Here is a 21,928-nt window from a genome sequence, read left to right as displayed (position 1 = left end):
CTCACCATCGAGGGCAAAAAGCCGGAAGGCGCTGCTCACGAGTATTTGTACCGGGGCATCGCCGCGCGTCCGTTCCGGCGCGTATTCAACCTAGAAGATTACGTGCCGGTGAAAGAGGCTTCGTTCCGCGACGGCTTGCTCGTCATCGATCTCCTTCGCGAAGTGCCGGAAGCAATGAAGCCGCGTCGGATCAACATCGCCACCGGAGCGTTTCCCTCCTCGCAGATCGAGCAGAAGAAAGCGGCCTGACGCCCGATCGAGGTTCAGCAGAACGCGCGGCCGCGCAGAAGCAGGTCCACGTTCCCTATTCCACATGAGGAAGGAGAAAAACCATGGCAATCCGTGATCTTATTCCCTGGTCGAGAAGTCAGGAACTTGCCCCGGCACGCGGCAGTCTCGACCCGTTCCTGACATTGCATCGCGAGATGAACCGCCTGTTCGACGACGTCTTTCGTGGCATCGACTCCGGTCAGACCCCGCTCATGGAAGGCCGCTTCGGCTGGCCCAAGATCGAGCTCAGCGATACGGACAAAACGCTGACGGTCTCGGCCGAACTGCCGGGCATGACGGAGAAGGAGGTGCAGATCGAAATCGCCAACGGCGTGCTGACCATTCGCGGCGAGAAGAAGAGCGAGCACAAAGAGGATAAAGACGGAGGCAAGTACTTCACCGAGCGTTACTACGGCTCTTTCGAGCGGCAAATTCCTCTCGATAATGTCGATGAGGACAAGGTCCAGGCTTCTTTCAAGAATGGGGTCCTGACCGTCTCGCTGCCAAAGTCCGAAAACGCGCGCGCAGGCGTCAAGCGCATCGCGATCAACACGCAATGACGATTACGGGCGGCGGTCCGCTCCGCCGTTCGAATATCCTGGAAAGCCATCCCGAGGAAAGGAGCGTGAAGGAAGTCAACATGACGAACGCCAACACGAATACCGGTCATCTCGATCCTTTGGCGACATTCTCGCGGCGCTGCGCCATCTCGACGGCGAGGACGACGACGATCCGCCACCTCGTGGCGGCGTCTCGATGCGGCGGCGGCCCTGGGCCGCCGCTCTGCGGAGGTTCGCCTGATGTTTAAGCGACGCCATTCGGATGGTGGTGCTGACAGAAAACGCAGCCGCGGCCCGGGCCACTCCCTTTGTCGCGCCGCTCAAAGAGCTGTTCCGGCTTTGACAGCATCAAGGCAGGCACCAGCCTGTTTTCAGGCTCCCGAGATCAAGTCCGACGCACCCCTGGGCCCTACTCGTCCCGGTAAATCTTTTCGCGCTTCTCATGGCGCTCCTGCGCCTCGACCGAGAGCGTCGCGATCGGTCGCGCCTCGAGCCGTTTCAGCGAAATCGGCTCGCCGGTTTCCTCGCAATAACCGTAAGTATTGTCTTCGATCCGCTGCAAGGCGGCGTCGATCTTGGAAATCAGCTTGCGCTGCCGGTCGCGAGCCCGCAACTCGATGGCCCGGTCGGTTTCCGACGATGCGCGATCGGCAAGGTCGGGATGATTGACGTTCTCTTCCTGAAGCGTCTGCAGCGTGACCTTCGATTCACGGAGAATCTCGTCCTTCCATGCCAGCAGCTTGGCGCGGAAATACTCGCGCTGACGCTCGTTCATGAACGGCTCTTTGTCGGATGGCCTGTAATTTTTCAGCTTTTCCAAATGCATTCCATAGTCGTGCAATGCGCCGGACGATTCGGCTGCGGCCGGACCGGCCGGCTGGGGCCGAGCTTATATAGCGGCCTTTTGTGACAGACAATATCGTCGCGTCGAAAGACCGTGGCTCCGGAACGGAATCCCGTCATTTACGCGCCGATTAGAAGCCTTCCGGGGCGTGGAACCGGGAACCGGCCGACGCACGTCCGCTGCCGCGCACGATTGTCTGTGAGAGCAACCGCGGTACCGGCATTACCACCGCGTCGCGGCTCTCAGTAATGACCGGCCTTGGCAAGTTCGACCTCGACGCGCAATTCGATTTCCGACAACACCGCGTCGAGACCGGCGTCGCCCGAAGACGATTTCAGATCGGCCGCAGCGGTGCGCAGCCGCGTCACGGTCGAAGGATCGAAATTACCGGACAAAAGCGCGATCTTGAGGTCATCGAGCACGTCGAGAGCGCTCCTGCCCCGCTGCACCGAGCGCTTGCGCCGCTCCACAGGATCCTCCTCGATGCCCTGCAATGCCAACAGCGCATCGATGGTTGCGGCAGGCTTGGGCGCCGTGGCAGCGCGGTTTTCCGTGGCCGCGGTCGGGTCCGGCAAGGAAAATTCGCTGCCGCCGCTCCGCCGCGCTGTCGTGCCTTGCGCCGCGGACGTCGTTCCGTTGGGGCCATAAATTCGCATCGCATGCTCACAGAGTTGTGATGATAACGAACAGCTCTAAGCCGGCGCGCGAGAGTCTACGGCCGCCGGACGCAGTGTCACGCCACAAATAACGCCGACAAAAGAACCGTGGACCGTTATGGTTAACGAAGCGTGAACACCCGGCAAGAACTGCCGGTCACGGCAACTTCGCCGCCGCCTTCCCTTGCGCCAGCTCACGCTGCGGCACCGATCACCTAAGGATATCAATATTATGCGCCCGGCGCGGCGGTGGCATGGACTTCGCATGGTTAACTGCGGATGGCCGTCATGGGAGTGGCGGCGAGCCACCGAACCCTCAGCGGGGAGCAGAGGATGCCTGGCGTCGGTATTTCAAAAATTGTCCGGATCGTCGTCGCGATGCTTGTCGCGCTGGCACCGCTGGGCACGCCTGCGCACGCGACCTCGCGGGTCAAGGACCTCGCGAACATCGAAGGTGTGCGCCAGAACCAGTTGATCGGCTACGGTCTCGTCGTCGGCCTCAACGGCACGGGTGACACGCTCAACAACATTCCCTTCACCAAGCAGTCGCTGCAGGCGATGCTGGAACGCATGGGCGTCAACATCCGCGGCGCCACCATCCGCACCGGCAATGTCGCAGCCGTAATGGTGACCGGCAACCTGCCGGCCTTTGCCACTCAGGGCACGCGCATGGATGTGACGGTGTCGGCGATGGGCGACGCCAAGAGCCTGCAGGGCGGTACTCTTCTCGTCACGCCGCTGCTCGGCGCCGACGGCAACGTCTATGCGGTGGCCCAGGGCTCGCTCGCGATCGGCGGTTTCTCCGCGGAAGGAGCCGCCGCCAGCGTCACCAGGGGCGTGCCGACCAACGGACGCATCGCCAACGGCGCCATCGTCGAACGCGAGATCGAGTTCGCGCTGAACAGGATGCCGAACGTCCGGCTGGCGCTGCGCAATGCCGACTTCACCACCGCCAAGCGCATCGCCGCCGCGGTCAACGATTTCCTTGGCACGAAGACCGCCGAGCCGATCGATCCCTCCACCGTACAGCTTTCCATTCCGGCGGAATTCAAGGGCAACGTCGTTGCGCTTTTGACGGAGATCGAACAGTTGCAGGTCGAACCCGACATCGCCGCAAAAATCATCATCGATGAGCGCTCCGGCATCATCGTGATGGGACGCGACGTCCGCGTCGCAACCGTCGCAGTGGCGCAAGGCAATCTCACCGTATCGATCTCCGAGAGTCCGCAGGTCAGCCAGCCCAATCCGCTGTCACGCGGACGCACAGTGGTGACGCCGCGCAGCTCCGTCGGCGTCAGCGAGGACGGCAAGAAACTCGCGCTGGTCAAGAACGGCGTTTCGCTTCAGGAACTGGTCGATGGCCTCAACGGCCTCGGCATCGGACCACGCGACCTGATCGGCATTCTGCAGGCGATCAAGGCGGCCGGCGCGATCGAAGCCGATATCGAGGTGATGTGATGCAGCCTCAGATCGACAGCAGCCTGATCGCAAGCGCCTATCGCAGCATGCCGCGCAAGGCGGTGATGCCGATGCTGAACGGCCGCCCCGACCCGCAGCTCCAGCAGGCGCTGGAGAAAGTTTCACCGCAGGCCATTCAAAAGGCCACGACGACGTCGCAGGATTTCGAGGCGATGTTCCTCAATTCGATGTTCTCGCAGATGACCGCCGGCCTGAAGGGCGAAGGTCCGTTCGGCGACACGCCGGGCACCGGGGTGTGGCGTTCGATGCTGACCGAGCAATATTCCAAATCATTCGCCAAGGCCGGCGGCGTCGGTGTGTCCGACGCGGTGTTCCGTGCTCTCATCATGCAACAGGCGAGCGAGGCCAAGCCGGCGCCGAAGGAGGCCGAATGACGCCGAGATCCCAGGAGACGCAGGCGTCCACTGCCCTGCCGCCCGCCGCGACGCCGGCCGATGCACGCAGGCTTGCCGACGGCATGCTCGACATCATGAATGCGCTGCTCGCCGTCATCGAGCGGGAAACCGAACTGGTGCGCGCCGGCAAGATCCGCGAGGGCATGTCGCTCGAGAAGCAGAAGAGCGAGTTGTCGCGCCGCTATGCCGGCGCGATCAGCCAATTCAAGGGCAGCCAGGCCTACATGACGCGATCGACACCGGAGTTGCTCGCCGCCCTGCAACGTCACCACGAGATGTTCCGCGCGGTACTGCAGGTAAACATGACGGTGCTTGCGACCGCGCACGCAGTTTCCGAAGGCATCGTGCGCGGCGTCAGCGCCGAGGCCCAGCGCCGCACCCTGCCGCAGACCTACACGGCAAGCGGACAGCGCAGCGCGCCGCCGCGTCAGCACACAAGCCCGATCGCGGTCAGCCGCTCGCTGTAGCCTCCTCCGGCGATCGACCGGCTCGCGTCCCAAGCACAATACGGCGTCGAAGATCCCCTTCGCAGAAGCGGGACCTCACCCATGCCGCCGTCGCGACGGCCCCGATCGGCAGCGCACCGCTGACGCGCCGCGCAGCATCGGGGGCCCAGCAATGCCGCTCATTTGAATCAAACCGGCGCGGATATGGAACCGGCGCGTTCACCACGTTCTCTAACGCAACGTTGAGAGACGGGCGCTAGACTTGCGATCACAAGGGGGTTGGGATTTGACTCGAAGGTAGCCTTGAGGAGGCGACCATGGGCACGGATTTTAGTATCAAGCCGGTTGGTGCGCCGGTTGCGGCACCGGCCGTTGCGCCGGCACCCAGCGCGACTGTCGACGCGGTGGCGACTCAACTTCCGCCGAGCCAGAGCGTCACGGCGGCGGACGTCAGTGCGCGCGTCCGCAACCAGCCGCAGGCTTTGAGCGATACGCTGTCGCATCAGGTGATCGTCGACCGGGATGCCGCCTCGATGGTCTACCAGGTCGTCGACAATCGGACCAGTCTGGTCGTGAAACAATTCCCTGACGAAGCAATGCTGCGGCGGCGCGCCTATTTTCGCACGCTCGACATGGTGAAAGCCGAACGCGAACAGTCGATGGCCACAGACCGGCGGGCGTAATCCCCATCGGTCAATTCTGGTGGACGTAGGCCGTCTCGAGCGTGCTCGCCCCTGTCGTCGGATCCGTCATGACGGTGTTGACCTGCGCGGTTCCGGCTTTTGTCAGCGTGAATTTTGAATCGCCGACCCGGAAGCTGTTGTTCTTGATCAGGACCTCCTGATACTTGACGGTGCTGCCGTACTGGTACTTGGCCTTGGCGCGGAAACCGTTGACGTTCGAGATGGTCACCGAGAACGGCTTCTGGTTGGCGTACTGGCCGCTCCAGGTGCCTTCAAACGCCTTGGGATCGACGTTGACGTACTTTCCGGTGTTCAGATTGACGTTCTGACCGACCGTTGTGTAGTTCGATGCCAGGATGCTGAAGACGTCGGCCATGCTACGGCTCCGTCATTGACGTTCGGCGTTATGCCCGCCCTGACAGGCCCGCCGCAATATTGCAGTTGATGTCGATCAGCGGCTTCAGCTTTGCGGGATCGGGATTGATCTGCATATCCACTGTCTGCTTCATCACGAAGACGCCGATATTGGCGATGTTCTGACGAACCTCCAGCGTCTGCTGGTTGTTGTCGCTATCCGCCGCGCTCATGAAGATCGACCACAGACGGCGGTTGAACAGCAGCGCGCTGTGCATGTTCTTGTCCGGCCCGTTCCAGTTGTCGTGGATTTCCTGAAGCTGCCGCGCCGCCTTTAGCAATGCCTGGGCTTCGATTTCGCGGGGAGAAGACGAGGTATGAGCCGTCCGGGCGTAGGCTTGAGCAGCGTTCGACATTCAGAACCTCGGGGAAAACAGCGAGCGCGGGGACTTCGGCGCCGCCCATATCTCTAGCAGCACCGCCTTTAAAATGGGTTACCCCGCGTTTTCATATGCGTCTAAAAAATGGCAGGCGGATGCGGCCGGCCTTGTCGCCGCCGCGCTATGGATGTTGTGCCGCCCTCCCCATCCCGGCGGCTGCCGCTACGCCGCGCGCTCCGACGTCACCGGAGCAGTTGCAACACGCTCTGCTGCGACTGGTTCGCCAGCGCCAGCGCGGACACCGCGATCGACTGACGGGTAGCCAGCGCCTGGCTGTTCGCAGCTTCCTCGTTGGTGTCGGCGAGCGTCAGATTAGAGGAGCCGGTCTGCAGCACGTTGATCAGGTTCTTCGAGAAATCCTGGCGGATCTGCACGATCGACAGGTTCGAGCCAAGCGTCGAGGCCTGCGCACGCAGCGTACTGGACGCGGTGTCGAGGCTCGCGATCACTTTGTTGGCCGAGCCGTTGTCCAGGAAGTCGGTGCCCACCGTCAGGGTCGACAAACCGAGGCCGGCTGCATTCATGTTGGCGCCGTTGATGGTGAGGACGGATTTTCCGGTCTCGTTGAAAATCAGCTTCAGCGTGTCGCCGTTGAGCAGGTTGATGCCGTTGAAGGACGAGTCCTGCGCGGTCGTGTTAATCTGCTGAATGATGTTGTTGTACTGATTGACGAGACCGGCGCGTGACGCCTGGACTCCGGCATCCTGAACGGGCGCCGCCGCGACAAGGCCGTTGAAGGCATAGCCTGCGCCGGCCGCGGTGCCACCGATCGCCCCGATGGTCGAGGCGGCGGCTTCGTTCGTGGTCGAGATCGTGATCACGCCCGCCGAGTTGATGGTGGCCTGAAGATTATTGGTGGCGAGCTGCGCGTTCAGGTCGTTAAGGGTTCTGACGGTTCCGTTGGTGCCGTCGCCGAACGTGATGTTGGTGGCGACGCCGCCGCCGGTCGATCCGATCGTCAGCGTCTTGCCGTCGAGGTTTCCCGCGCCGCCGCTGCGCGCCGTCGTCCCCGCGGTCAGGCCGAGCTTCGCGAGCACGCCGGCCGGCGTGGAGTCCGTCAGCGTCAGATCCTGAGCGATGCCGGTATTGAGCGCGATCTGGCCGCTTCCGTCGACCGCCGATCCTGCGGCCGTATTGCCGTGCAGGGCGTCGATCACGCCGACCAGCGCGCTCAGCGTCTGATCGATACCGATGGTCACGTTACCGCTTGGATCGGTTGTCGCCGCGCCGGACGCGGCGAATGTGATGGTCTTGCCGTTGACGGAAAAACTGTCGCCAGCCACGGGGCCGGTCGGCGTCGCGACCGTGCCATCGGTCAGCGCGCTGATGAGAGTGGCGCCGGTTGCGAGGGCATTGGCGGTGCCGGTCTTCAGGGCGGTGCCGGGCGTGGCCGCGGCACTCGTAAATGCCGTCGTGCCCCTCAGGTCCAGCGCGGTGGCGCCCGTGACCGGCAGACTGTCGACCGACGATTTCTGCGAATAGCCGACCTGGGACTGCAGAACCTGATTGGCGACCGACTTGGCGGTGTCGACCAGTTTCTGCAGCGAGGTCAGGCCGGTGTTGGCGGCCTGCAGCACCTGCACGCCGTTGCCGATGCCGTCGAGCAGGCTGCTGATGTCGTTGGCGCGGTTGTCGAGAGCGGCGGCGGTGAAATAATTGGTCGGGTTGTCGAGCGCCGTGTTCACCTTCTTGCCGGTGGAAAGCCGGTTCTGCGTTCTTGCCAGCAGGTCGGCTGTTGACTGCAGCGAGAGCAGATTCTGGCGAACGGATGCCGAAAGAACGATGTCGGTCATGTCTGGCCCTTCCATAGCTTGGACGGTCGCCGACTCGCAGCGAAAGCCGGTTCCTGGCCGGAAAGGTGAACGAGACGTTTTAATTTATGGTTAACAGGAGATTAACCGATCTGTCCCCCGAGCCGCCTCCGTTCGGTGCACCCTGATACGCCAGATGAAGCCGAGCAACAAAACAGGAGGCAGTCGAAGACTTTAGCGCGATATGTTTGATCCAGGTCTTGGACATTCAAGATCGCGCTTCGCAGCGGTTTGACCTCGTTTGCCAATGGTTTGCCGGCTGTCCCTGATGCTCCGGCTCAGGGTAAAGGTTAGCTGCCTGCAGACGTAAAAACGGCGGGGTTTCCCCCGCCGTCTCCGTCGTCTGATGATGTGGCTGGATCAGCGGAGCAGCTGCAGCACGCTCTGCTGCGACTGGTTCGCCAGCGCCAGCGCGGACACCGCGATCGACTGGCGGGTGGCCAGCGCCTGGCTGTTCGCCGCTTCCTCGTTGGTGTCGGCCAGCGTCAGGTTCGACGAGCCGGTCTGCAGAACGTTGATCAGGTTCTTAGAGAAGTCCTGACGGATCTGCACGATCGACAGGTTCGAACCGAAGGCCGAAGCCTGCGAGCGCAGCGTGCTGGACGCATCGTTCAACGAGTTCAAGACCGTGTTGATGTTGCTGTTGTCCAGGAAGTCGGTGCCCTTGACCAGTGACGACAGGCCGAGACCGGCCGGATCGAAGGTCACGCCCTGAATGGTCAGGGTGGACTTGCCGGTTTCGTTGAACACCAGCTTGAGCTGGTCACCATTGAGCAGGTTGACACCGTTGAAGGACGAATCCTGCGCCGTTGTCTTGATCTGATCGATGACCTGGTTGTACTGGGCAATCAGGCTTGTGCGGGTGTTCTGCGAATTAGCGTCCGCCACCGGGGTGGACCCCGCACCGGCCGTGAACAGCCCCGAACCCGTCGCCGTGCCGCTGAGCACACCGATGGTCGCCGAGGCATGGTCGTTCGTCGTGGTGATCGTGATCTTGCCTGTTGAATCGACCGACGCGGTCAGGTTGCTGGTGGCGAGCGCTGTGTTCAGTTGGTCGAGCGTCGAAACCTGGCCGGAGCCCGTGCCGAAGTTGATGGTAGCCGCCGGGATCGCACCGTCAGACGACGCGGCAATGCTCAGGGTCGTCCCCGACAGGCCACCCGTGGAGCCAGCATTGGCGCCGTTCGTGGTGGTGACGGCCGTGCCACCGAAGCCACCGTCTCCGGCGGTAGTGCCGCTCGCGTCGACCGTGAAGTTCGAGGATGCGCCGGTCGCGGAGTTGGTCAGCACGATCTTGCCAGCATTGGCGCCGGTGCCTACGGCTGCCGTTACCGTGGAGCTGGCGGCACCGAGGTCGTGGTTGATCTTGGCGACGGCTTCCGCGGCCGTATATTTGAACGTGGTGCCGTCCGCGATGGCCGTCGTGCCATCGGTGGTGCCGTCGAAGGTAACGGTATGACCGTCAATGGAGATCGAGTCGTCGGTCGTGGGGCTGCCAAGCTTGCTGCCGGCGATAAATTCGTTGCCGGTATAGGCGCTCGCCGCCACGGTCGAGGCCGCGACTGCCGCGGTCGCGGTTCCACCCAGCAGATTCGACGCGGTCGCGCCGGTGATGGTCGCGCTGGCTTCGGACTTCGTGGAATAGCCCGTCGGCGTCTGCAGCGCCTGGTTGGCGATGGACTTCGCCGTATCGACCAGCTTCTGGATCGAAGTGATGCCGGTGTTGGCGGCCTGCAGCACCTGCACGCCGTTTCCGATCGAGTCGAGCAGGTTGTTGATGTCGCTGGCGCGGTTGTTGAGGCCCTGCGCGGTGAAGAAGTTGGTCGGATTGTCGAGCGCCGAGTTGACCTTGTTGCCGGTGGCAAGGCGGTTCTGCGTGGTCGAGAGCAGGTCGGCGGTGGACTGGAGGGAGAGCAGATTCTGGCGGACCGATGCGGAGAGAACGATATCGGACATTTTTTCATACCTTTCTGGTGTGAATACACTGACGCACATACGCCGAAGTTATTCCTTCGGACGAGGCGCCACAGTGATGTGAAGACTCTAAGAAAGCATGAAGCCAATAGCGGACTCGCAAGCCTTTCCAGGTGCAGGCGCGCGGCCGGATTGCGACGTCATAGCCGTGGCTTAGACGAATCTGGCAGCGAAGGCCGCAAGGGCCATTTACCAATCGTTAACTACAATGGGAAAGGATCGCGGCAAGAGCGTACCGCGATGCTCGCTGCGTCTCGGCCGTCCGCCACATTTTTGCGCGGCGAACGGGGCTACCGTCCATTCCGGAAACGCTCCTTTTCAAGGCAGGAAAACCGCCATGGCGCTGAAAGTCGAACTGAAGCCGCATGAACGCATCATCATCGGCGCCTGTGTCGTCACCAACACGGATCAACGCGCGCGCCTTCTGATCGACGGCGACAAGATTCCGATCCTTCGCGAGAAGGACATCCTGACGCCCGAGACGGCGGATACGCCCGCCAAGCTGGTCTACCTCTCGGTGCAACTGATGTATCTGTCGCCGGAGCCGCAGATCAACCACGGCACCTATTTCAGCCTGTTGCGCGACGTCATCACGACCATGCCGGGCGCGTGGCCGATCATCGAGGGCATCAACAACGACATCCTCAACGGCGACCTCTACAAGGCGCTCAAGGAAGTCAAGAAGCTGATCGCATACGAAAAGAAGCTGATGGAGATGAGCGAGGCCACGGCGGCGCGCCCGGACGCCATGCAGAAGCGATCGGCCTGATCCTCACGCCGCGAGCGGATCGCCTCAGCTTCCGGTTTAGCGAGCTTCGGTTTCGCGCGCGCCGAATTCAAGCACCGCCGTCACCAGGGCATCGATATCGCGCATTCCGGTGCGATGGTTGACGATCGCCGCGCGGATCGCCAACCGGCCATCGAGCATGGTGGTGGACGGCGCCGCGACACCTGACTCGTGCAGCGATGCGACGATCTCCGCGTTGACCCGGTCGGCATCGTCGGCGCGATAACGGAAGCACGCGATGTTGAGTTGCACCGGCGCGAGCAGTTCGAGCTTCGGCTCGGCGGCGATTTTCGCTTCCAGATAGCGCGCCAGCGCGCAGGTCCGTGCGATCATCGCACCAAGCTTTTCAGTGCCGTAGGCTTTCAACGTGAACCACGTCTTCAGCGCGCGGAAGCCGCGCGACATGTCCGGCCCGTAGTCGCAGGGCCACGGCGACCCCCCCGCGAGACCGCGCGTCTCCCGGCGCAGATAGGCCGCAGGCGCCGCGAAGGTACGGCGGTGCTGCTCGCCGTCCCGAACGAGGAGAAAGCCAGCGTCATAAGGCACTTGTCCCCATTTGTGAAAGTCGAAAGCGATGGAGTCGGCGCTTTCCAGCCCTGCGAGACGCGGCGCGATCTCCGGCGACAGCACGCCAAGCGCGCCGTATGCGCCGTCGACATGCAGCCACAAATTCTCCTCGCGGCACAATGCACGCAGCGCCGCCAGATCGTCGATCGCGCCGATGTCGACCGTCCCGGCCGAACCGATCACCAGAAACGGCGCAAGGCCCGCCGCGCGATCGGCCCTAACCTGCGCGCGCAGCGCGTCGATCTCGATGCGATGGCACCGATCGACCGGAATCCGCCGCAGCGCGTCGGTACCGAACCCGGCAAGGTCCATGGCCTGCACCACGCAGCCGTGCGTCACAACCGACGTATAGGCGGTGAGACCGCCGCCGCGGTCAGGCAGCCCCCGCTCGCGCACGGACGGCCCGAGCCGCGCCGACCGCGCCACCAGGATCCCCATCAGGTTCGCCATCGACGTTCCCGTGACGAAGATGCCGCTCGCGGTGTCGGGAAATCCGAACATCTGCCGCATCCACAGAACGATCTGGCGCTCGACCTCGACCGGAATGTGATCCCGGCCGCCGAGATTGGCGTTCAGGCCCGCGGCCAGCATTTCCGCGAGCATCCCGACGGCGGTGCCTCCCCCGTTCACCCATCCCATGAAGCCGGGGTGAATGTTGCCGGGCGCGTACGGCGCGATGAAGTCGGAAAATTCCCTGTAGATCTCGTCGAGATCGCCGCCTGCCCGCGGCAGTTCCTCTCGGAAACGCGCACGTACGTCCGCGGGAATCGGCCGCCACACCGGCCGCTCGCGAACGCCGGCGATGTAATCGAACATATCGTCGAGCATCCGGTGGCCCTGCGCGCGCAGTGCGTCCCAGTCATCCGGATCGAGCGTCTCGCCGGCGTCCGGCGTCGTGTCGGGCCGCGCCTCGGTCATGCCGAGAATGTCCGACTGCTGCACGCGCGCGGCTGCGGCACGCCTTCGAGCGCACCGCGCCCCATCCGCGACGCAGCACGGCGACTGGACGCGCGTGTAATATCAAAGCTGAGCATGAAATGGTCTTCCTCGCCGCGCACGGCGGTCGCTGGCGTCCGCATCCCGGCCGGCTGATGGTATGGTTGGCGGTTTGCTGCCCCGCCAGCCCGAGAACCAGGCGCGGGAGCGCGGCCGAATTCCCCGCCCATCGCAGGCGACCCTGATTAGCGTAACGCAGCCGGTTTTGGAACGATTATTGCCGTTCCGTCGCGACCGCGCATCGCCGCTCGTGACCAGCAGAGCCTGATGCTGTCAGAGGAATTTCACCAGGCTAAGTTGCGACAGCATCGCGGTGGTCTGGTAGGAGGCTTGCAGATCGGTCTGCAGCGCCAGCAACTGGCTTGCGACCTCGTCGGTGGAAACGTTTTCGGCCTGATCGACGATGTTCTGCATCGTCGCCTGCGTCAGTTTCTGCCGCGCGGTGGCGTCCTGCATCACCGTCTGCGCGTTGGCGAGATCGGACTGGATGTCCTGGATGTTCTGCTTGCCGGGCGTGACCGTCAGGTTCTGCGCCACGCGCGAATTGAGCGCCGAGATCTGCCCCGCGCCGTTCGGATCGGTCGGCGACGTCGTCACAGCCGCGAGAAGTGCAACCGATTCCATCAGCGAACGGATGGCATCCTCGTTGGCGCGAATACCGTATTGAACCGTCACCGACGGATCCACCCTCACCGTCGAGGTCGCGCGTGCCGAGCCCGTACCTGCATCGCCGGTGTACCATTGCACGGTGTTCGCAGCCGTGCCGTTTACAGCGGCCGTTGCGGTGGCGAGCGTCGCCGGCGGCGTGACGTCGACGCGCTGCGGCGGCTGGTCGAAGAAATCGTGCGTCGCGCGGATTGCGGAGGCCGCAACCAGCGACGTCTTGGCCAGCGTTCCGATCGAGCTTGTCAGCGCGGCATTGAGATTGGCTGCGGTAGCCGCCGGCGTGGCCCCGATCGCGAAGCTGCCGGCGGGCGTCGGCACCGTAGTGGATGCCGTCAGTTGCACGGTCTCGCTGGTTCCGTCCGGCAGGTTGAAGGTGAAGCTCACCGTGTCGCCATCGGCCGGGTTGGTGGTGCCGAGATCGATCGAAGCCTGCGCCGGCGTCACCGTCATGCCCGCGGCGCTCGTCGAACTGGCGCTCGTCAGTTGCGCGCCGTAAGGCGATGTGGTGGCTTCGGCGGCGGTCAGCGCCGCATTCAGGTTGGTGGCGGTGGCCGCGGCCGATCCGCCGATCTCGAACGAACCCGTGGGCGCCGGCACCGTGGTCGTAGCCGTCAATTGAACCGTCTTGCTGCTGCCGTCCGGCTGCAGGAACGTGAAATTGAAGGTGTCGCCGTCCGCCGGATTGGCCGCCAGGTTGACCGTCGCCGGCACGTTGGTGACGGTCGCGCCCGTCAGCGTCGAGGCGACGCTGCTGAGCTTCATGCCATAGATCGAGGGCGATGCATCCTCCGCAACCGATACCGACGTCGCGGTCGGCGAGGTAACCGTGACGCGGCCGAGGCCGCTGGCGCCGAGGTCGGCCTGGTTGCGTTCGGAGATGACCTGCTTCAACCCGGCCTGTCCTCCATTGCCGTTCAGGATCAGATCCGACGAGGCGACCGGTTGCGTGTAGATCGTGCTTCCGGAAAAGATGTAGCGGTCGCCGGCCTGCGTATTGAGAATGCCGACCACCGACGAGAATTCAGCGACCGCTGTCTGCTGACCCGCGGTCTGTCCGGTGCTGTTCAGCGCCTGCGATCCGCTGTTGGCGGCGCTCTGCAATTGCTTGCCGATGTCGGACAGCGCCTGCAACGCGGTATTTGCCACCCCGATGTTGGTGTTGATCTTGGTCATCGTATCGGTGTACGCGGCGATGTTCGACAATTGCGCGCGCGCCGCGACGGCGAACCCTTCGTTGGCGCCCATGCCGGAATAGGTCGTCGACCTTTTTCCGCTCGTGAGCTGGTTCTGCAGATCGGCCATCTGCGCCTTGAGATTCTGGACAGAACTGCCGAGGATGGTGTTGCCGAAGCTGATGCCGTTGATCGCCATGCGAACCGCCCTTACACGTTACACTTGAGCCTGCAGCAAAGTCTGCATCATGGTCTGCACCACCGACATCACATGCGCGTTCGCCGCGTAGGAATTCTGCAGCGCGATCAGGTTCGTCATCTCGGTGTCGATGTTCACGCCCGCTTTGGTGTTGAACTTCTCCTGCAACGTATTGACGACGATATCCTGGCCCTGCGCCACCTGCTTCGCCGTCGTCGCCGCGCTGCTCTGCACGCTGACGAACTGCTGCAGGAACGACGGCAGCGTGCCGGTAAACGGCGCCGCCGTGGACCCAAGGCCGGTATTCGGCGCGTAGCTGAACGTCGCCGAGGTGAGTTGGTCGAAGAGAAAGTCCGAGCGCGTGGTGTCGCCGGCGGACGTCACCGGCGATGTATTGTAGACCGTCAGCTTGGAGGGATCGGCGAGCAGCGCGGCGTTGACCTGGATGCGCCCGGCCAGCCCCGTGATCTGCGACGCGGTGCCGGTAATCGCGCCGGTATAGAGCGCGGCGCGGTCAGTGAAGAACGGGAGTTGCGGATTGCCCGAGGCCAGCGACTGCACCGTGGTCGTCGTCGAGGCCGCGGTCACGCTCGATGCGCCCGAGCCATCGCCGGTGACGCGCAACTGCGATCCGGACGCGGAGAACGTCAGATGCGCGGCGACGCCGATCTGGCTATTGAGTTGCGACGCGATCGAGGCGAGCCCGCCGGAAAAATCGATGCCGATCACCTTGTCGTTCGGATTCGAGGCGGTGTTCGGTATCGGCAGCGCGGTCGGGTCGTCGACACGCACCACGCTCACCGTGTGCGAGACGTTGCTCGAGTCGGTATAGGTGACGTTGAACGAGTTGCCGGGAAGGACGCTGGACAGATCGGTATCGAAGCCGGACGGAGGTCCGCTCACCGGCGTGCCGTCGGTCTTGACATCGGACAGCGCGCTGGCGAGCGTCGCTGCCATCTGGTCGACCTGGTTCTGCGCCTGCACCAGCGTCTTGTCGCGCAACTGCACGTCGGCGGCGATCTGGCCGGAGTTGATGCCTTGCGAGGCGATCATGTCGATCTTGGCGCCGTTCGGAAGCTGGCACATGATGGTGCCGACGCTCGACTTGCCCGGATCGGCATTCCATTGCGAATTCGCGGTGAGCGACGACTGCGCGTTGAACGACAGCGTCGACGCCTGCACACCGCCAACAAGCTGGATTCCCGAGGTGGTGAACACGGCGGTCTGATTGGAGCCGTCGGTAACCGCGCGGACGTCCATCAATCTGGAGAGTTGGTCGATCGCGCTGTCGCGCTGATCCATCAGCGTCGCGGCGGCCGGATCCTGGGCGCTCATGCCCTGCAGTTTCTGGTTGATCGCGGCGACCTGCTGCATCGCCGCGTTGGCCTGCGACACCGACACCGAGAGATCCTGTTCGGCGTTGGAGCGCAGCGTCTGGATGCCGCTGGTGGTGGCATTGAGTTGCTGCGCCAGCGCCTGCGCGGCGTTCAATACCGAGGATTGCGCCGCCGTGTTGCCCGAACTTGCGGACAGCGCCTGCAACGCCGATGTGAAATTATTGTAGGCCGCTTCCAGCGTCCCATCGTTGCCGGGCGTTCCATAGACATTCTGCAACTGGCCGAGCACGTTCGCGATCTGGTCGGCATAGGCGCCGCCGGCGTTCTCCGTGCGCAACTGCGACTGCACATAGCTATCGAGCGTGCGGTTGACGCCGATGACACGAACGCCGGCGCCGGTACCGCCTGTGATGATCTCGTCCTGCACCAGCGTCTGCGCGACGTAACCGGGCGTGTTCGCATTGGCGACGTTGCCCGAGACGATCGACAGCGCCGCCTGGTTGGCGCGCAAGCCTGACATCGCGATGGAGAGGGCCGAACTCAAACTCATCTTATTGCCCGCCTCGAAACCGGATCATGCTCTAGCGCAGCACGTTCAGAAGATCCTGAACCATGCTGTTCGCGGTGGTGATGACCTTGGTGTTCGCCGAGTAAGCCTGCTGGGTCACGATCAGCTTGGTGAATTCGTCGGCGATGTCGGTATTGGAGCCCTCGAGCGACGAGCCGCTGATGTGTCCGGCCGCGCCTGCGATCGCGGGTCCCGACTCGTCGGTCACCGCATAGGCACCGCCGTCAAGCGCCTTGAGATAATTGGTGCCGTTGAAGTGCGACAGCGACACCTGCGCAAGCGAAAGGTTCTGCCCGTTCGAGAAGGTGCCGACCACGATGCCGTCATTGTTGACGGCGACCGACTGCAACTGGCCGGCGGCGTAGCCGTTCTGGTTGATCGCATTGACGGTGGCGTTGCCGCCGCTGCTGGCATACTGCGTCAAGCCTCCGGAACCGACATTCAGCGTGAGGTTGCCGAGCGATTGGGTCCCGACCTTGACGTTGGGAACGGTGATGGACGACCCGACCGGGCTGGAGAGCTGACCGTTGGGGCCAAAGGTGAAATTGGTACCGACGTTGACCCACGCCGCCTGCGTGCCGGTGGCGTTCGGATTGGCCTGGTAAAACAGGTTCCAGGTATCCGTATGACCGGCGCCGAGCGAGGCGCTGTCGGTCTTGGCCCAGCGCAGTTGCAGGTTCACCGCGGTGCCGGTCGCGTCGTAAGCCGTGACCGCGCCCCCGCTGATCGATTCCTGCTGGAACATGGTCTGATCGTTGGCAATGACGACGCCGGCGCCGGGCGTACCGCCGCCGCCGCGCTGAACGTTAACAGGACTGCCGAAACCCAACGCAGACCAGCCAGCGGACGAACTCGCGACGGCGAGGTCCTGCGTGGTGCCGCTGTGCAGAGTGATCGCTCCGGTACTCGTGTCGATCGTCGGCGCAACACCCGTGGCCGCTTGGATCGCATTCAAAACGTCGCCGACCTTTGCATTCGCCAAGTCGAGATAGGTGGTGTTGGCGGCCGAGCCGGCCGAGCCACCGGCACCGGAGTCGTAGAACTCAATCGTCTGACCATCGACAGTGATTTGATCACCGGCCACGAAACCGGTCGCCGGCGATGCTGTCGGATCGCTCAGCGAATCGGTCCCCGGTGCGCCGGACAACTTCGTGTTCGCGGTGATCTTGACCGGCGGCGCTATCTGATTGGTCACCGGCGACCCTGTCTTGGTGGCATCCGTGTAGGCGGGCGCCGGTGTACCGACGACGAGCGGGTTGAAGTTCGTGGTGAAGTCGGACGGATTCAGCCCGCCGGCCGCTGTGATCGTGCCGGCGGCGGCGGTGGAACTCGACAGAGTCGTCGGCACGGCCGGAAGATTGGCGGCGTATTGCAACGTGGTCGTGGCCTGCGCGGGAACGAAGTTATTCTGGAACTGCAGCACCTGGGGCACATTGCCGAGCGGGTTTCCGGTCTTGGGATCGACCGGCACGCCCATCAGGTAGTAGCCGGCGCTGTTGACGAGGTTGCCGTTGGCATCGACCTGGAAATCGCCGCGCCGCGTGTAATAGGTCACGCCGGAAAACTCCGGCTTGTTGTCCACCCGCCCGGTCGGCGACTGGACATTGAAGAAGCCGTCGCCAGTGATCGCCATGTAGGTGCCGACCGTCGAGGCCGACACCGTTCCCTGGCTGGTGATGGTCGCCGTCGAGTAGGCCGTCACGCCACCGGCGACCTGACGATTCGGGGTGGTCGAGTCGGGGATCAGATCGCTGAAGGCGGTGGCGATGCCCTTGTAGCCGGTGGTCTGGGCATTCGCGATGTTGCCGGAAATGTTTTGCAGAGCAAAGGACTGCGCCTGCAGACCGCCGACGGACGTATTCAGTGCGTCGAAAATACCCATCACATCGTCTCCAACTCGATCCGGGCGGCCAGCCGGAGGTCAGCCAAAACCACAGCCGCGGTCGAAAACGACGTCGCAAGCTCCGTGCCAACGTGAAAGATAAGCTATTTCAGTGAGTTAGAATTACGCGACGGGAGCCACTCCGGGGCATTCTTGCCTGAGAGGGCAACTCTTGCCGGGGGAGCTGGCGTTTCGAGCGGCGCTTGACCGCTTCCGCTTGCGGGGGAAGTCGGACGGGCGGGGGCTCGGCCCCGCAAGAAAAAGGGGAGTACGCGTTTCCTTGAAACGAGCACTGGAACGTCGCTTCTGACGAAAGTCCCTACGTCGCCGACGGTGCCGCCGGGTGGAACACAAGCGCCAGCCCGTCCATGCAGTAGCGCAGGCCCGTCGGCTTCGGGCCGTCATCGAAGACATGACCGAGATGTCCGCCGCAGCGGCGGCAGTGGATCTCGGTGCGGGCCATGCCGAACGTCGTATCCCGGGTTTCGCCGACTGCGTTGTCCAGCGGCTTCCAGAAGCTCGGCCAACCGGTGCCGCTTTCGAATTTCGTCTCCGACGAATAGAGCGGAAGATCGCAGCCGGCGCACGCGAAGATGCCCTTGCGATGCTCCTTGAGCAGCGGGCTGGTGAAAGGCGGCTCGGTGCCTTGCTGACGCAGGATGCGGTACTGTTGCGGCGTGAGTTGCGCCCGCCATTCCGCGTCGGTCTTTTCAACCTCGAACTTTTGGGCGGGTTTTGTCTCGGCCCGGGCGGACTCCCCGCGCAACCAGCGAAAGCCGAGCAGGCCCGCGAGACCGGCGGCGGATGCGAGCAGGATACGGCGGTCGATCATGGGCTATCTCCGTGACAATCGGAAACCGGGTCAATGCACCAAATACGGGCTCGCCTGCCCCCAAACCACACTGACGCGCCGGGAACTTTCTCACTTTCCTGCGAGGCGCCTCACCTCCTCTGACAAGGAGCGGTCGATTGCCAAGGCGGCACTCCTGCGCGGATCGCGCAAACCGGCGCGATCTGAAGCCCATTCCACCTTTTCCCTCAGTGGGAGGGAGTGTCGGCCGTTTCCTCGAGGCGATCCGGCAGCGGCGGCTGGCGAGCGGCGGAGCGCGGCGGGAGCGCTCCCGCCCGACGGTTGGCCTCGGCGAGTCTGGTCTCTTTCTCTCTCGCCCTGATGCGAGAGCGTTCGCGATAGCGCGCAAGCCCGCCGGCAGCGGCGGAGCGCGCCCGCTCCGCCAGGCCGATGGCGTAGCCGGCGGCGCGGCCGATGTTTCCGCCAGCCCAGACCAGTTCGAACGGCGAAAACAGCCGCCAGCGGTCGTCGCCTTCCAGCATGCCGCCGGCGATCAGTTGCCCCGCCATTGCCGACGTATTCAATCCCTGCCGGCCGAAACCGCTCGCGACCCACAATCCCGGCAACAGACGGCCGATCTGCGGCATGCCGTGCACGGTCTGTCCGATCGCGCCGGAGAAGACCTTCGCGATCTCGACCTCTCCGAGCTGCGGAAAGATCGTGCGGATGCGTCTGCAGATCGCCCCGGTCCGGCGCTCGGATTGCGCATCCCAGGTGGTTTCCGGGCTGGCCCACATCAGTCTGTCGCCGCCGACGATCCGGAAATGATCGATGCCGTCGGTATCGACGACGGAGCCCTGAAACGTCACAGTCTCGGCGAGCCGCGCGCCCAGCGGCGCGGTGACGGCGGCATGGCGCCAGACCGGCACCAGCGTATCGGACAATCGCCGTAACGCCCCTCCAAGATGGATATTGCCGGCAAGCACGAGGTGGGATGCCCGCAGACGCGCCTGCGGGGTGACGATGCGCTTACGAATCCCGAACGGATCGATACTGACCACGGGCGTGTCCTCGAAGATGCGCGCACCGGCGTTGCGCGCGAGGTCAGCCAGTCCGTGAACGTACCTGCGTCCGTCGATCTGGAAGGCTCGCGGATAATGCACCGCGTGAAAATACCGGCCGGTGCGCAGTGTGTCGCGGACGCGATCGACCTGCCATCCCTCCACCTCGGTCGCGAAATCCTCAGCCAGCATTTGCAGGCGGCTGATCAGCCGGTCGCCGATATCGACATTGGAGACTTCAAGCGCGCCTTCGGTCAGCCCAAGGCCGGGAATGACGTGCTCGGCGGCATGGGCGCGAACATAGTCGGAGCCCGCCCGGGACAGCGACCAGAGTTCGTATGCGTCGTCGAACCCCACTCGCGCAATCAGATCGGAAAGCGGAAGCGCATAGCCCGGCATCACCGTGCCGAGATGGTGGCCGGACGCATTCCAGCCGACATGGCGTCCCTCGAGCACGACGACGTTCGCGCCCGCCCGTGCCGCCTCCAGCGCCACGGTGAGACCGGCGAGACCTGCCCCCACGACGCAAATCTCGACGTCGAGATCGATGGTCAAGCCGACGCGTTGCAGCGCAGCAGCGGCGGACGCTGAGCCGCCGGGACCATCGGCCGCACCTGTGCTCTCCGAAGTCATCGCGTATCCTTGCGGAGTTCTGGATTTGACATTCGCGTCCGTGCTTGCGGCCAAGCGGGTCCCCTCCACTACCCCCGTCGCCTTGTCCGGCGCAAGGTTGTGGATTAAGCCGCAGGAGTCGGAACCTGTATCCCGCGTTCCGGGTCATGCTTCAACGCCGAATCGGGACCGCGTCATGCGCCGCCTGTTGCTGCTTCGACACGCCAAGACCGAGAGCGATGCCCCAAGCGGCAGGGACCGGGATCGTCCGCTCGCCGCGCGGGGCCGCAAGGATGCCGTCGAACTCGGCACCTGGCTCGCCGGACAGCAACCTCTTCAGCCCGATCTGGCGTTCGTTTCGACCGCCGTGCGGGCGCGCGCGACCTGGGATATCATCCAGCAACAGATGTCGGACGAGGTGCCGCAACAGCTTGCGGTGCATTTGCCGGATCTTTACGGCGCCCAGCCGACGCAACTGTTGGCGCTTATTCGTTCTGCTGCCGCGCGGAATTCCAAACGTCTGATGATCGTTGGACACAATCCCGGCCTGCACGAACTCGCGCTCGGCCTGATCGGGGGCGGGAATGCAGCCGGGCGCGCGGCGCTGACCCGCAACCTGCCGACGTCGGGCCTTGTGGTAATCGATTTTCCCATCGAGAGGTGGGACGGCATCGCTTTCGCAGGCGGACAACTCGCACAATTCGTCAGCCCGAAACTGCTGAAGGAGGCTTAGCGGCGGCGCTCACGGAAGCAGATCCTGCGGCAGCGCGTCGAAGGCGTAGGCGCGCGGCCTGTTGCGACGCACGAAGCCGCCGATCTGCCAGCCGAACAGCGCCGACAGTCCGGCAATGAACAGCACGCCTGCCCATTCGCCGGTGACCAGCGCCCGCACCAGCAGAGCGGCCATCGCCGCCGCCAGCAACGCCAGCGCGCCCGCGCCGGCAAAATAAAGTACGGGATTGAGACCGGCAACGAGCGAAACTCGCCCGCCATGTTCGGCAAGCCGCCGGTGCAGATCGACGATGAAGGCGCGATAGCTGTCATCCTGTGCGGCCATCAGCGCCAGTGTCTGCCAGGTGGTGGACATCACGACGATACGGCCGCCGTCGCGATGCTTGATGTCGGCGCGGAATCGCCGCGATTGCATCGACATCGGCCGATACGACATCTGCACCGTGGCGATGTCTGCATACCGCCATGTCCCCGATCTGCGGCCGACCTGCCAGGATATCCCATCGTCATCGAGCGTGAACCGGTGCGCCGATCCCATCAGGGAGGCCCTGTAGGCGTAGCCGAGGCCGGGGGACGAAATCTCGGGCGGCGGCACGATCGCGATCCTTCGCTCAATTTCCTGCATACAATTTCTTGCTCGCGATACG

20 protein-coding genes and 1 pseudogene are annotated in these 21,928 nt (G+C 63.8%); 8 read left to right on the top strand and 13 right to left on the bottom strand.

What is annotated here, in order from left to right; genetic code table 11:
* Both ACS3WA_RS10715 and ACS3WA_RS10710 read left to right on the top strand, forming a co-directional pair.
* Window positions 1-249: pseudogene (locus ACS3WA_RS10715) on the top strand (Hsp20 family protein); the annotation flags it as partial.
* 83 nt (window positions 250-332) lie between these two features.
* Window positions 333-830, top strand: a complete 498-nt coding sequence (locus ACS3WA_RS10710) for an Hsp20/alpha crystallin family protein (RefSeq protein WP_438278503.1) — start codon at window positions 333-335, stop codon at window positions 828-830.
* Window positions 831-1,239: 409 nt separating this feature from the next.
* Here ACS3WA_RS10710 and dksA read toward each other — a convergent pair whose 3' ends face one another.
* Window positions 1,240-1,605: an RNA polymerase-binding protein DksA gene (gene dksA / locus ACS3WA_RS10705; protein ID WP_292618427.1), complete on the bottom strand. Its 366-nt coding sequence runs from the start codon at window positions 1,603-1,605 to the stop codon at window positions 1,240-1,242.
* Between the two features lie 311 nt (window positions 1,606-1,916).
* Window positions 1,917-2,330 (bottom strand): flagellar assembly protein FliX, encoded by a 414-nt coding sequence (locus tag ACS3WA_RS10700; RefSeq protein ID WP_438278502.1) that lies wholly within the window; start codon window positions 2,328-2,330, stop codon window positions 1,917-1,919.
* A gap of 333 nt (window positions 2,331-2,663) precedes the next feature.
* Here ACS3WA_RS10700 and ACS3WA_RS10695 point away from each other — a divergent pair, with 333 nt between their 5' ends.
* The 4 genes from ACS3WA_RS10695 (at window position 2,664) to ACS3WA_RS10680 (ending at window position 5,333) form a co-directional block, all read left to right on the top strand.
* Window positions 2,664-3,788, top strand: a complete 1,125-nt coding sequence (locus ACS3WA_RS10695; protein ID WP_438278501.1) for a flagellar basal body P-ring protein FlgI — start codon at window positions 2,664-2,666, stop codon at window positions 3,786-3,788.
* Entirely contained in the window at window positions 3,788-4,183 is a 396-nt protein-coding gene (gene flgJ, locus ACS3WA_RS10690) for a flagellar assembly peptidoglycan hydrolase FlgJ (protein ID WP_438278500.1), read from the top strand. Before ACS3WA_RS10695 ends, flgJ begins: the two co-directional genes overlap by 1 nt.
* Complete coding sequence (locus ACS3WA_RS10685; protein WP_438278499.1) at window positions 4,180-4,671, top strand: hypothetical protein; 492 nt, start codon at window positions 4,180-4,182, stop codon at window positions 4,669-4,671. Before flgJ ends, ACS3WA_RS10685 begins: the two co-directional genes overlap by 4 nt.
* A 296-nt stretch (window positions 4,672-4,967) precedes the next feature.
* Entirely contained in the window at window positions 4,968-5,333 is a 366-nt protein-coding gene (locus tag ACS3WA_RS10680) for a hypothetical protein (RefSeq protein WP_438278498.1), read from the top strand.
* Between the two features lie 10 nt (window positions 5,334-5,343).
* On the opposite strand, the gene ACS3WA_RS10675 is transcribed toward ACS3WA_RS10680, so the two are convergent.
* From ACS3WA_RS10675 to ACS3WA_RS10660, 4 genes are all read right to left on the bottom strand, one after another.
* Window positions 5,344-5,709: a hypothetical protein gene (locus ACS3WA_RS10675; RefSeq protein WP_438278497.1), complete on the bottom strand. Its 366-nt coding sequence runs from the start codon at window positions 5,707-5,709 to the stop codon at window positions 5,344-5,346.
* 28 nt (window positions 5,710-5,737) lie between these two features.
* Window positions 5,738-6,103 (bottom strand): flagellar biosynthesis regulator FlaF, encoded by a 366-nt coding sequence (flaF, locus tag ACS3WA_RS10670; protein ID WP_438278496.1) that lies wholly within the window; start codon window positions 6,101-6,103, stop codon window positions 5,738-5,740.
* 206 nt (window positions 6,104-6,309) lie between these two features.
* Window positions 6,310-7,920, bottom strand: a complete 1,611-nt coding sequence (locus ACS3WA_RS10665; RefSeq protein ID WP_438278495.1) for a flagellin — start codon at window positions 7,918-7,920, stop codon at window positions 6,310-6,312.
* 378 nt (window positions 7,921-8,298) lie between these two features.
* Window positions 8,299-9,894 carry a flagellin gene (locus ACS3WA_RS10660; RefSeq protein WP_438278494.1) on the bottom strand — a complete coding sequence of 532 codons (1,596 nt, stop codon included), beginning with the start codon at window positions 9,892-9,894 and terminating at the stop codon, window positions 8,299-8,301.
* Window positions 9,895-10,249: 355 nt separating this feature from the next.
* On the opposite strand from ACS3WA_RS10660, the gene flbT reads away from it, so the two are divergent.
* Window positions 10,250-10,681 carry a flagellar biosynthesis repressor FlbT gene (flbT, locus tag ACS3WA_RS10655; RefSeq protein WP_438278493.1) on the top strand — a complete coding sequence of 144 codons (432 nt, stop codon included), beginning with the start codon at window positions 10,250-10,252 and terminating at the stop codon, window positions 10,679-10,681.
* A gap of 36 nt (window positions 10,682-10,717) precedes the next feature.
* Here the strand turns inward: flbT and ACS3WA_RS10650 are convergent, their stop codons facing one another.
* From ACS3WA_RS10650 to ACS3WA_RS10625, 6 genes are all read right to left on the bottom strand, one after another.
* Window positions 10,718-12,184 carry a pyridoxal phosphate-dependent decarboxylase family protein gene (locus ACS3WA_RS10650; protein ID WP_438278523.1) on the bottom strand — a complete coding sequence of 489 codons (1,467 nt, stop codon included), beginning with the start codon at window positions 12,182-12,184 and terminating at the stop codon, window positions 10,718-10,720.
* A 351-nt stretch (window positions 12,185-12,535) separates the two neighbouring features.
* Window positions 12,536-14,299: a hypothetical protein gene (locus ACS3WA_RS10645; protein WP_438278492.1), complete on the bottom strand. Its 1,764-nt coding sequence runs from the start codon at window positions 14,297-14,299 to the stop codon at window positions 12,536-12,538.
* Window positions 14,300-14,317: 18 nt separating this feature from the next.
* Window positions 14,318-16,186, bottom strand: a complete 1,869-nt coding sequence (gene flgK / locus ACS3WA_RS10640; RefSeq protein WP_438278491.1) for a flagellar hook-associated protein FlgK — start codon at window positions 16,184-16,186, stop codon at window positions 14,318-14,320.
* Window positions 16,187-16,217: 31 nt separating this feature from the next.
* Window positions 16,218-18,086, bottom strand: coding sequence for a flagellar hook-basal body complex protein (locus tag ACS3WA_RS10635; RefSeq protein ID WP_438278490.1), 1,869 nt, complete (start codon window positions 18,084-18,086; stop codon window positions 16,218-16,220).
* A 319-nt stretch (window positions 18,087-18,405) separates the two neighbouring features.
* Complete coding sequence (msrB, locus tag ACS3WA_RS10630) at window positions 18,406-18,918, bottom strand: peptide-methionine (R)-S-oxide reductase MsrB (RefSeq protein ID WP_438278489.1); 513 nt, start codon at window positions 18,916-18,918, stop codon at window positions 18,406-18,408.
* A 206-nt stretch (window positions 18,919-19,124) separates the two neighbouring features.
* Window positions 19,125-20,570, bottom strand: coding sequence for an NAD(P)/FAD-dependent oxidoreductase (locus ACS3WA_RS10625; protein WP_438278488.1), 1,446 nt, complete (start codon window positions 20,568-20,570; stop codon window positions 19,125-19,127).
* A 175-nt stretch (window positions 20,571-20,745) separates the two neighbouring features.
* Between ACS3WA_RS10625 and ACS3WA_RS10620 the strand changes: the two genes are divergently transcribed.
* Window positions 20,746-21,282 carry a SixA phosphatase family protein gene (locus ACS3WA_RS10620; RefSeq protein ID WP_438278487.1) on the top strand — a complete coding sequence of 179 codons (537 nt, stop codon included), beginning with the start codon at window positions 20,746-20,748 and terminating at the stop codon, window positions 21,280-21,282.
* A gap of 9 nt (window positions 21,283-21,291) precedes the next feature.
* On the opposite strand, the gene ACS3WA_RS10615 is transcribed toward ACS3WA_RS10620, so the two are convergent.
* A complete protein-coding gene (locus ACS3WA_RS10615) occupies window positions 21,292-21,906 on the bottom strand; it encodes a hypothetical protein (RefSeq protein ID WP_438278486.1) in 615 nt (204 codons plus the stop codon).
* Window positions 21,907-21,928: the final 22 nt, after the last annotated feature.

This window comes from Nitrobacter sp. (assembly GCF_051535235.1).
Classification (GTDB): Bacteria; Pseudomonadota; Alphaproteobacteria; order Rhizobiales; family Xanthobacteraceae; genus Nitrobacter.
Note: the sequence above shows the minus strand (reverse complement) of the source record. Positions and strands in the feature narration are given on the sequence as shown.